Raw genomic sequence first — 9,143 nt, forward strand, 5'->3', positions numbered from 1 at the left:
CCGAGACGCATGTTTTCGAGTTTCCAGGCGGCCACTGTTCTGCTCAGAACCAGGCTTTCTCGAACTCGAGTGGCTCACAATGTGTGAAGAGCGCTCCAGCCTGGCCGGGGTTGGACACCGTTGCAAAAGTGCCAATGGCGGGCTTTTTCCGCGTTGCTTTTGCTGCTTGAGAAAAAGCGGGTGCGACGGGGTATCGGTGGGTTGCAACGGAAGCGGCTGGGGTACTGCGCAACAAGGGTCGGGGTCGCAAGCGCGTCAGCGGGATGGCCTGGGATGGTTTACTCGCCGTCGGCCTCGAGGGCTCACGGGGCTTGTAGGTAGCGCAGGGCAAGGGTTCAACGTTGCCAGGGCCGAGGGGTATGATTTCCAGGTATGCGCGCGCTCTTATCGGTGTCGAACAAGGCGGGTCTGGTGTCGTTTGCCCAGGGTTTGCGGGAGCTGGGTTTTGAGCTGGTCTCAACCGGGGGAACCCACAAAGCCCTGCAGGCTGCGGGGCTGCCGGTTACTTATGTGTCCGAGATTACCGGCTTTCCGGAGATTCTGGATGGGCGGGTCAAGACCCTGCACCCCCACATTCACGCGGGTTTGCTGGCCACCAAAAGCCCTGAACACGAGGCGGAGCTACAGGCCCACCACCTGACCCGCATTGACCTGCTGTGCGTCAACCTATACCCGTTTAGAGAAACCCTGGCCCGGGGGGCTTCGTTCGAGGAGTGCATCGAGAACATTGACATTGGCGGGCCGGCCATGCTGCGGGCTGCCGCCAAAAACCACGAAGCCGTGCTGCCGGTTTGTGACCCCGCCGATTACGGGGAGGTTTTGCAAGCCTTGCGGACGGGCATCAGCAGCCAGTTCCGCCGCCACCTGGCATACAAGGCTTTTGCCCATACCGCCGCCTACGACGCGGCGATTGCCGAGTTTTTGGCCTGCGAAAAATTCCCCCAAACCAAACTGCTCACCCTGGAAAGGGTGCCGGGGGTAGCGCTCCGCTACGGCGAAAACCCCCACCAGGAAGCGGCCTTGTATGCGCTCGAGGGCCAGACCGGGCCGGTGCTGCACGCCGAGGTGTGCTCCGGCAAGCCCATGGGCTTCAACAACTATGCCGATGCCGACGCGGCCTGGGCCCTGGTCTCGGAGTTCGAGCTACCGGCCTGTGTCGCTGTCAAGCACGCCAACCCCTGTGGAGTAGCCCTGGCCGACCACCCCAAAACCGCCTGGGAACGGGCCCGCGACGCCGATACGCTCTCGGTGTTTGGGGGGGTGGTGGCCTTCAATCGCCCGGTTGATCTGGAAACCGCCATGGCCACACGGGGGACTTTTCTCGAGGTGCTCATCGCCCCTGCGGTGACCCCCGAAGCGCTGGCCTGGTTTCAGGAGAAAAAGCCCGACCTGCGGGTGCTGGTGGCGGCCCGCCCCGATGCCGACCGCCGGGAGTTCCGGCCCCTGGTGGGCGGCTTTTTGGCGCAGGAGCGCGACCTGCGCCGCTGGGAGGAGCTCTCCTTGAACTACGTCACCGAGCGAATCCCGACACCCCAGGAGCTGCTCGACCTCAAATTTGCCTGGTATGTGGGCAAACACACCCGCTCCAACAATGTGGTTCTGGCCAAAGACGGCGTGACGGTGGGGCTGGGTACGGGCGCGGTCAGCCGCATCTGGGCAGCCGAACGGGCCATTCAGAACGCAGGCGAACGGGCCCGTGGCGCGGTGCTGGCTTCCGAAGCCTTTTTCCCCTTCGACGATGTGGTGCGAGCCGCAGCGGCAGCGGGGGTTACCGCCATTGTGCAGCCAGGGGGTGCAAAGCGCGATGCGGAGGTCATTGCAGCCTGCAACGAGCTGGGCATCGCCATGGTCTTCACGGGCTCGAGGCACTTCAAGCACTGATACCCGATTGGGGTCGCCTGTCACCATCCGACGGCGAACCAGCCTGACCGGAGTTTGCCGCCTGGATAAGGGAGGGCCGGCGGATTCAACCACCACGACCACCGGGGTTGTTTGGTTTGAAGAGCGGCGGGTGGTCGCCAAGCGCTTTCGAGATGACGCGTGACCGTCTGTACAGCACTTTGCAAACTGGGGTGCGGTGAGGGCCTTGTGGGTCAGGTCACGCCTGTAAAGAGCGCTCTAGGGGCAGCAGGTAAAGACCTACGACGCACCCGCTTTGGCTCGGCCATGGGCCAGTCCTTGCGACCCGGACTGCATATTCTTTTCACAAACAGAGTATCGTGAAAATATGAACATGGCGGTTTTGCAGGCTGCTGGAGAGCTAGAGGGTGGATTGGACCATCGGTCTCATGCGGCTGCGGAAAACCAGCCCCACCCCCAGGAGCACCAGGGCAGCCCCCACCCAGGTCCAAACCCCCAGCGGCTCTTGCAAAAAGGCCCAGCCCAGCAGCAAGGCAATCACCGGATTCACATACGCATAGGTGGTGACCAGGCTCAAAGGCAGCAACCGCACCGCAAAAATGTACGAGGTGTAGGCAATCAAAGAGCCAAAGACAATCAGGTAGAGGTTGGCTGCCCAGCCCAGGGCAGTCGGCGTGTGCCATTGCTCACCCAGCATGGTTGAGAGCAGCAAAAACCCCACCCCGCCAAAAAGCTGTTGGTAGGCCGAGATGACCACCGGCTCGAGCCGTGGGCTTTGACGCTGGGTGTAGATGGTGCCACTGGCCCACATCAGCGGGGAGATGAGCAGGAGGGCAAAGGCCAGAAGGTTGGTCGGGGTGCCTTCGACCAGCTTGGGTAGATTCAAGGCCAGAATCCCCAGCAAACCAACCAAGAGGCCCACCATCAAGAGCCCTGGGGGCCGCTTGCGGTCCAGCAGGCCTTCCAGGGTGGCCGCCCATATCGGCGCGGTGGAGATCATCAGGGCCACATAGCCGGAGGGCACATACTGGGTGGCGATCAGAATCAGGCCGTTGCCCCCCAGCCACAGCATCAGCCCGGAAAGGGCCAGCATGCGCACCTCGGCCCCGGTGAGCCTGACCCTGAAACGCTGCCAGACTGCGAACCCCAAGAGCAGCAGGGACGCCGGAATAAAGCGGGTGGCCCCCATCCAAAACGGTTCAAAGCCGCCGATGAGTCCGAGCTTGAAAGCCAGATAGGTGCTGCTCCAGACAAGGTAGACCACCAGCAGGTGGAGCAGGCCAACGCGGGATAGTGGCATGTGGGGTCTGGTAACGAAGGTGCGAAACCCCGCTTTTCAGAAGAGGGATTCCTGCTGGATGGTTTTGATTTCCACGCCCGGCTTTGGGCCGAGCTGGTCGAGGGTCTTTTTGACCAGCTGAATGTCCTGCCAGGTGAGGTGTTTGGGGCTGCCCGGCTCCCGCGAGGGATTCCGCAGCAGGTAGGCTGGATGGAACATGGGAAATATCTGAATGCCCTGCCACTCGAAGAATTTGCCCCGCACCTTGGTAATAGGGAGCTTCTCGCCGGCAAAGAACTCGAGCGCCGTGGCCCCCAGGGGGATGATGATTTGGGGCTTGATGAGCTGGATTTGCTTGAGGAGCCACAGCGAGGTGCAGGTTTTGGCCTCGAGAGGTTCGGGCACGCGATTGCCCGGGGGGCGGCACTTGACGATGTTGGCGATGTAGATGCTCTGGCGGGGAATCCCGGCAGCCTCGAGGATTTTGTCGAGCAGTTGTCCGCTGCGTCCCACAAAAGGCCGCCCCTGCAAATCTTCGTCTTCCCCTGGGCCTTCGCCCACAATCATCAGCTTGGCATCGGGATTACCCTCGCCAAAGACCACCTGGGTGCGGCTTTTGGCCAGGCCGCAGGCCACACAGGCTCTGGCTTGGGCAGCAAGGAGTTCAAGATTCATAAACAGTGATAAAACGTCAACCAACGGCGGTGGGGCGGGCTCGCCCTGCCCCCGGCGCTGCTCTGGCTTATCGCTACTGCACGGGTTTGCGGGCTTTGCGGGCCTCCCTGCGCACCTTGGGGTCCAGGCCGATCATCAGAAAAAAGTTCTCGAGGGCGTTTTCCTGCCCCTTAATCTCGGGGTGGGCGTCCTCTGCGGTTCCGGTCACGAAGGGCAGCTCCTGGTAAAGCTGCAGGGCTCGGCTCACAACCGCATCCGGGCCTTCGGCTTCGGCAACCTCGGCCAGTTTGGCATAGATTTCACGCCGGGCCTCGGCGTGCTGGCGGAAGATGTCGGGGTTCGGTGTCTCCGGGGCCCGAAGAACATCCTGCTTGGCAATGCGGCGGTAGTGTTTGAGGCCGCGCACAATCTCTTCGGTGGAGAGGGTCACCTTGTACTCCATCCTTGCTCCTTTCAACCCAAAACCTTTCGAATAAAGGTTTTTCCTACTACGGCGATTATAGGATTTCCAAAAATGGAGTGTCAACGCAAGATTGTTCGTATTTGATCTGGATTTCATGTAGTGATGTGACCGGGTCTGCGTCCGGGCGATAGGCCCCCAAGTCCGGGGCCCTGGGCGGGCCAGATGCCAGAGCGCTCTTCGCCTATTACGAGCCATTTTTGGCCTGAACCCTTTGCGAGCTCTTTGGGAACAGGTCGGGGGCAGGTGTTGGAGACCGGCCCCCGAGCACCCGCGCTCACTTTATTTGGCCTGGATGACGGAAGCCGCAAAGGCCTCGATTAAGGCTAAAAATGGCGTCGGATACTCTATACTACGTTCCATGGAGCGCCTTGGGCACTACTTGCTGCGGGGGCGGATTTCGCTGCCGGGCGAAAGTGCAACCGAGGTCTACGAAGGTCAGGATATACGCACCGGCATCGAGGTGCTGGCGTTCAAGCCCCTGGAGGGGGAACCACCCAGGCTATCCATTCCGCACGCCCTTAGCTGGATAGACCGGGAGGAAGACGCCTGGATTGCGGAGATTCCCGTGGGTGCGGTGCAGACCTCCTGGCTGGCGGGTCGGGTCGAGGTGGCCCGCCTGGTTCAGTGGGTCAAGCAACTGCTGGGTGTGCTGAAGCAGGCCCAGGACCATGATATCCCTGTTGGACACATCATCCCTGAACTAATCTGGGCCCGGGGCAGCCGGGTATGGCTGGGGGGGGTCGGGGTTGCCAACCCCCAGCAAAAGTGGGATTTTGCGGGCTTGCTCAACACCGTGCGGGTCATTGCGGGCGATGCCTATCCGGCTTTGCCCTGGAGGGAGGCCCTGGAGAACTATGTGACGGGGCAGCTCGAGTATGCGGCCCTGATGGAGCAGCTCGAGGCTGCCGCCGTAACCTTGCCTCCGGTATCGGTTGCCTCGCCGGTGGTGGCGACCCCCAGCGAACCGGCCCCAGAACCCCCGCCCTCCCGGCCCGCGACCAGCAAGAGCCTAAAGGTGCAGGTGAGCGAGCCGGCTGCGCCCAGACCAATGCCCAGCCCGCCTCGGCGGATTCGCATCGAGGAGCGCCTCGAGCCACCCTTTGAGGTGATAGAGCCCGCTCCGGCCAGCCGCCGTGCGTTTTTGTGGTGGTTGCTGCTTATTCCCTCCGTGCTGCTGGTGGGAGGAATGGGCCTGTGGCTGCGCTCGAGGGTGCCCTCCTCGGGTTCAACCTCGGTTTATCCGGTTGAGTTCCGCCTTCAGCCCTCTGGCCCCACAGCCAGCATTGTGGTGCTGGAAATTCCCGAAGGCTCCAAAATGCCGCTCAACACCGAAATTGCCCGGCTACCCGGGCGGGTAGACTTCGATAAACCTGGCATCTACCGCATCCGCGTGCGGGTGCAGGGCCGGGCCCCGGTGGAATCGCTGATCGAGGTGCCCAACCCCGGCGGTGTGACCATCAGCCTGCGGTAGGGGTTGGCTGGGGTGTACCGGGGTTTGCTACCGTTAATGGCAACCCCCGACCAACCTCCAGAAACCAAGAGGGGCGAGGCTGGGCCTTGGCGCAGCAGGTTCGGGTGTGCAGGTTCAGACCGTTAGAGCGCTCTTCGCATATTACGAGCCACTCGAGTTCGAGAGAGCCTGGTTCTGAACAGAACAGGGGCCGCCTGGAAACTCGAAAACATGCGTCCCGGCCCAGACGCAACGCAGACAAGCGGGCCTCACCGAGGTGAGGCACGTCTCTCTGTCCCTTCTCGTTTTCGTGGGCGGCCCCGTCTGTGAAGAGCGCGATAGAATAGGGAGGTGCAACGCCAGACCACCGCCAATTCAGACCGCAACGCGCTTCTGCTGGCTTTTGCCTGGCTGGTCGCGCTGGTTGCCACGCTTGGTAGCCTTTACTACTCGGAGGTGCGCAATTTTATTCCCTGCACCTTGTGCTGGTATCAGCGCATTGCGATGTATCCCCTGGTTTTTCTGCTGGGCATTGCCACCTGGCGCAACGACTCCGGTATCAGGCCCTATGCTCTTTCGTTGTCTTTGCTGGGGTTGTTCTGGAGCTGCTACCACCTGCTCGAGCTGTGGGTACCGGGGGTCGCGCCCAATGTTTGCAAAGGCCCCATTCCCTGCAATGTCGAATACGTCCCCAGCTTTCCCATACCGTTGCAGGCCGGAATCGCATTTTTGCTGATCTCAACAGCGCTATTTCTGGTACGCCCGGTGCAGCGGTAGGGCCCTTGGTGGGGCTGCGGGTAGGGGCTAGGCCCGTCTGCGTACCCAGTGAGGAACCCACAGGGTGCAAAATATGGCCGCTAAAAAGGGCAGGGTAAAGGTCAGCACCAAGGTGGGGTCGCCGACTCCAAGCAGCGCGCCCAGGCCCATAAGCAGCAGGGCCACGAACGCAAAAGCCCGGTGTCCGGCCAGCTCTAGGCGCTGGAGAAACTCGACCAGACGCGAAAAACCTCGAGCCTTTGGCGGGGCGCTTTGGGTCATGGCTTTTGTGAGCCCCAGCATGCCATACCAGGCCAGCAACAGCATGACCGAAATGACCAGCAAGGCATCGCGCCAGGTGCCCACGGTCTCTACCGTCAGCACGTAAATGACCTGAATCGCAACGGTAAGCCCTACATTGATGCTGCTTTGCAGGCGGTTCTGGGCCTGGCTCAGGCTCACCTCTGCCGAGACCCACAGCGCCATGGCCCAGGCCCCCCCCACAAAAAAGAGCGCCAGGAGCAGGTCAATAACCATCCCTCACCACGTTTTGCAGCGGCTCGCCCCGCACATACCGCGCCACCTGCGCGTGCACCAGCCGGAAGCCCCGCTCGAATAGCTTGGGGGTCGAGCCGGCCATGTGAGGGGTGAGAAACACCTCCGGCAGCGACCACAGCGGGTGTCCTTCGGGCAGGGGTTCGGGGTCGGTCACATCGGTCACCAGGCGCACCTGTTTGGCCCGGACGGCCTCCACCAGGGCCTCCTGGTCTACGGTCTTGCCCCGACCTGCGTTTACAAAGAGCGCCCCTGGTTTCATGCGGGCAAAGTGGGCGGCCCCAATTAGTTTGTTGGTGGCGGGGGTGTGGGGCAGCAGGTTGATGATGACGTCGGCCTTGGGGAGCAGCGCGGGCAGGTCGGCCCAGGCATGAACCCCCTCGCGGGGGGTGCGGGCCACCCGGATAAACTCGACCTCGAACGGCGAGAGGCGCTTCTCGGTGGCGCGGGCAATGGAGCCGTACCCCAAAAACAGCACCACCGAGCCCTCGAGGTCGTCCACCCAGCGGTAGGCCCAGCGCTGCTCTCGCTGGGCGTCGCGGAACTCGGGGAAGCGCTTGATGGCCCCCAGCACCGCGGCCACAATCCATTCCGACACCGGAATATCGTGCACACCTGCCGCATCGCAGAGCACGATGCCCGGGGGCAGGTGGGGCAGAATCCAGTCCACCCCGGCGGTGAGGGTCTGCACCACCTTGAGGTGCTTCAGGTGGGGCAGCTCGGCAAAAAAACGCCTGGAGCCGCTGCCGTAGGGGGCTACGGCGAACTCGGCCCGCAGGGCCTGCTCCGATAGGGGCGCTTCCTTGGGTAAAAAGGCCACTTCGACCCCTTCGGGAAGACCCTGCAAAAGACTCGGTTCAATCACTTCGGGAACCAGGAGAATCATCAAGCGCTACTATATCGTGGCTTGCCAAGGCTTTTACACCTGGGGCAGTAGGGCCTTTTCAGCCAGAAGTTATGGGAAAGGCACAAGCAACCCCTCACTCGGTACAATCGCCCTAGCTGTGAGCGAGACACCCGATATTCAAACCCGCAAGCGCAAGCACCTCGAGGTCTGCCTGGAAGGGCCGGTGGCGTACACCCGCCTGACCACCGGGCTCGAGCGCTACCGCTTGCGCTACCGGGCCCTGCCCGAAATGGCCTTGCAGGACGTGGACTTATCCACCGAGTTTTTGGGCAAACCCCTGCGGGCCCCGTTCCTGATTGGGGCCATGACCGGCGGCGAGGCCCACGGGGCCCGCATCAACCGGGCTTTGGCCCAGGCCGCCGAACAACTGGGGGTGGGCATGATGCTGGGCAGCCAGCGGGTCATGCTGGAACGCCCCCAGGCCAGGGCCAGTTTTCAGGTGCGCGAGGTGGCGCCCACCACGCTTTTGATTGGCAACCTGGGGCTGGTGCAGCTCAACAAGGGCTATGGCCTGGCGCAGCTCGAGCAGGCCGTGGCCGAGGTGGGGGCCGATGCCCTGGCGCTTCACCTCAACCCCTTGCAGGAGGCCCTTCAGGCGGGCGGCGATACCGACTTTACCGGACTGCTAAATAAGCTGGCGGCCCTGCTGCCTAAGCTACCCTTCCCGGTCATTCTCAAAGAAGTGGGGCACGGCATCGGACGCGAGGTGGCCGAACGGCTGGCCCCCCTGCCCTGGGCTGCGCTTGACGTCGCGGGTGCGGGCGGCACGAGCTGGGCCAGGGTCGAAGAGCTGGTGCACCACGGGCGCATCCTGCACCCCGAGCTGGTGGAGATGGGCATTCCCACCGCAGAGGCTTTGGTGGAGTGCCGGCAGGTTCTGCCCCAGCGGCCCCTGATTGCCTCGGGGGGCATTCGCACCGGCACCGATGCTGCCAAGGCCCTGGCCCTGGGGGCGCAGATGGTGGCGGTGGCCCGCCCTCTGCTGGAACCAGCCCTCCAAGGCCCGGAGGCGGTGGTGGGGTGGCTCGAGAACTTTTTGCACGAACTGCGAATCGCGCTGTTTGTCATGGGGGCCCGCACCCCCGCCGAGGCGCTGGGCCGCGTTGAGAAAGTTTGACCAAGCAAGAAGGGCTCCGGTTGTTCCGGAGCCCCTGGGCTGGTTGCGGGGATAGGATTTGAACCTATGACCTTCGGGTTA

Annotated in this window: 9 protein-coding genes; 4 read left to right on the forward strand and 5 right to left on the reverse strand. The window is 62.7% G+C overall.

The genetic code is table 11. The annotated features are described in order from the left end of the window. Positions 1-372: 372 nt before the first annotated feature. The gene (gene purH, locus NZN28_RS12880) at positions 373-1,881 is read left to right on the forward strand and encodes a bifunctional phosphoribosylaminoimidazolecarboxamide formyltransferase/IMP cyclohydrolase (RefSeq protein WP_295398750.1); all 1,509 of its coding nucleotides are present in this window, start codon (positions 373-375) and stop codon (positions 1,879-1,881) included. Positions 1,882-2,260: 379 nt separating this feature from the next. Here purH and NZN28_RS12885 read toward each other — a convergent pair whose 3' ends face one another. The 3 genes from NZN28_RS12885 to NZN28_RS12895 all read right to left on the reverse strand — a co-directional run bounded on the left by NZN28_RS12885 (position 2,261) and on the right by NZN28_RS12895 (position 4,256). Continuing rightward, positions 2,261-3,160 carry an EamA family transporter gene (locus NZN28_RS12885; protein WP_295398751.1) on the reverse strand — a complete coding sequence of 300 codons (900 nt, stop codon included), beginning with the start codon at positions 3,158-3,160 and terminating at the stop codon, positions 2,261-2,263. A gap of 36 nt (positions 3,161-3,196) precedes the next feature. Continuing rightward, positions 3,197-3,814 carry a uracil-DNA glycosylase gene (locus tag NZN28_RS12890; RefSeq protein WP_295398752.1) on the reverse strand — a complete coding sequence of 206 codons (618 nt, stop codon included), beginning with the start codon at positions 3,812-3,814 and terminating at the stop codon, positions 3,197-3,199. 73 nt (positions 3,815-3,887) lie between these two features. Continuing rightward, positions 3,888-4,256, reverse strand: coding sequence for a hypothetical protein (locus NZN28_RS12895; RefSeq protein ID WP_295398753.1), 369 nt, complete (start codon positions 4,254-4,256; stop codon positions 3,888-3,890). A gap of 379 nt (positions 4,257-4,635) precedes the next feature. Between NZN28_RS12895 and NZN28_RS12900 the strand changes: the two genes are divergently transcribed. Both NZN28_RS12900 and NZN28_RS12905 read left to right on the forward strand, forming a co-directional pair. After that, positions 4,636-5,748, forward strand: a complete 1,113-nt coding sequence (locus tag NZN28_RS12900; protein WP_295398754.1) for a hypothetical protein — start codon at positions 4,636-4,638, stop codon at positions 5,746-5,748. A gap of 330 nt (positions 5,749-6,078) precedes the next feature. Then, positions 6,079-6,504, forward strand: coding sequence for a disulfide bond formation protein B (locus NZN28_RS12905; RefSeq protein WP_295398755.1), 426 nt, complete (start codon positions 6,079-6,081; stop codon positions 6,502-6,504). Between the two features lie 27 nt (positions 6,505-6,531). Here the strand turns inward: NZN28_RS12905 and NZN28_RS12910 are convergent, their stop codons facing one another. After that, positions 6,532-7,020, reverse strand: a complete 489-nt coding sequence (locus NZN28_RS12910) for a hypothetical protein (RefSeq protein WP_295398756.1) — start codon at positions 7,018-7,020, stop codon at positions 6,532-6,534. After that, positions 7,010-7,924, reverse strand: a complete 915-nt coding sequence (locus tag NZN28_RS12915) for a 2-hydroxyacid dehydrogenase (RefSeq protein ID WP_295398757.1) — start codon at positions 7,922-7,924, stop codon at positions 7,010-7,012. Before NZN28_RS12915 ends, NZN28_RS12910 begins: the two co-directional genes overlap by 11 nt. A 118-nt stretch (positions 7,925-8,042) precedes the next feature. On the opposite strand from NZN28_RS12915, the gene fni reads away from it, so the two are divergent. Continuing rightward, positions 8,043-9,062, forward strand: coding sequence for a type 2 isopentenyl-diphosphate Delta-isomerase (gene fni / locus NZN28_RS12920; RefSeq protein WP_295398758.1), 1,020 nt, complete (start codon positions 8,043-8,045; stop codon positions 9,060-9,062). The last annotated feature ends 81 nt before the right edge of the window (positions 9,063-9,143 follow it).

Source organism: Meiothermus sp. (assembly GCF_025056915.1).
GTDB lineage: Bacteria > Deinococcota > Deinococci > Deinococcales > Thermaceae > Meiothermus.